At 66.1% G+C, this 1,218-nt stretch carries 1 protein-coding gene and 1 pseudogene; both read right to left on the reverse strand.

The genetic code is table 11. From position 1 onward, the window contains the following. The coding region (locus tag EN994_RS32185; protein ID WP_245466154.1) for a maleylacetate reductase at positions 1-983 on the reverse strand (983 nt) is incomplete at its 3' end. Next, positions 983-1,218: pseudogene (locus EN994_RS32190) on the reverse strand (phospholipase); the annotation flags it as partial. The pseudogene EN994_RS32190 and the gene EN994_RS32185, both read right to left, overlap by 1 nt.

Genomic DNA, 1,218 nt, shown 5'->3' on the forward strand with positions numbered 1-1,218 from the left:
GCATAGGCATTCTTCACCGCGATTGCCGCCGCGCGGTCGAGATCGGCCTCCTCGATGCCGATCGCCTTCAGGCTCAGCGGAGAGCCGACCGACTGTGCGAAATCCCAGAGCCCGCCGCCCGCCGAACCACCACCGAATGCCTCAGCGATCGGGCGCAGCAGATCGGGCACCGCCGCTTCGTTGAAGGCGGTCGTGTAGGGCAGCAGGATGGCGTGGGTTTCGGCGTGCGGCGTGTCGAACGAGCCGCCGAAGACGTGCGCCAGCTTGTGATGCAGCGCCATCGAGACATAGCCGAGTGCGGTCGAGCAGCACCACGCCGCATAGAGCGCCTGCGTCCGCGCCGCGCGATCCTGCGGATTGCCGATCAACCTTGGAATGCCTTCCCGAAAGGCAACCATGGCATCCCTGCACATCAGCACGATGACCGGATTGCGATCGGGGGCATACAAGGCTTCCATCGCATGAGCGATCGCGTTCATCGCCGAGGTTACGGTGAGATTTACCGGCAAGCTCAGTGTCAGATCGACGTCGTAGATCACCGTCTCTGGGCGAATGTCCGGCGAGCGGCGGGTGGTCTTCTCGCCGGCTGCCGTCTCGCCGAGTATGTCGGTCATTTCCGAGCCGGCATAGGTGGTGGGAATGACCACCTGGTCGGCGCCCGTGCGCACGGCAATGGCCTTGCCGAGCCCAGTGGTCGAGCCGCCGCCGAGGCTGACGACCGCCGAAGCGCCACTGCCGCGGAAGGTATCGATGGCCTTTTCCGTGACCTCGACAGGGGTATGCATGACCGCGCCGGCAAAGATCCCGGCGGCGAGGCCACCAAGGCTTGCGGCCAGCCTTTCCGCATCGCCCTTCTGATGCGGCGTCGAAAGCACCATCACCTTTTCATGGCCGAGCCGCCGGACTTCCTCCTCGACGCGAGCCATGGTGCCGGCACCGAAGACCACCCGTGTCGTCAGGCCCGGAAAGGTGAAGCTGTCCATCATCGCGCCGCCTCCATGCGCGGGCCACGCCCGGCCGCGAGGTCGTCGAGGATAGTGCCCAGCATGGCAATCTCGGCGTCCGAGACCTCATGGCCGCGGCCCGGGAACAGATCGGCCCGCAGGCTCGCGCCAATCCGGCCCAGCGATTGCGCGGCATCGGCAAACGCCGAGACCGGTATCCACGGATCGGCATCACCACCGGAAAGATAAATCGGCATTCCGGCCGGCGCCGCCT

This window comes from Mesorhizobium sp. M7A.F.Ca.CA.002.09.1.1 (assembly GCF_003998555.1).
Lineage (GTDB): Bacteria > Pseudomonadota > Alphaproteobacteria > Rhizobiales > Rhizobiaceae > Mesorhizobium > Mesorhizobium ciceri.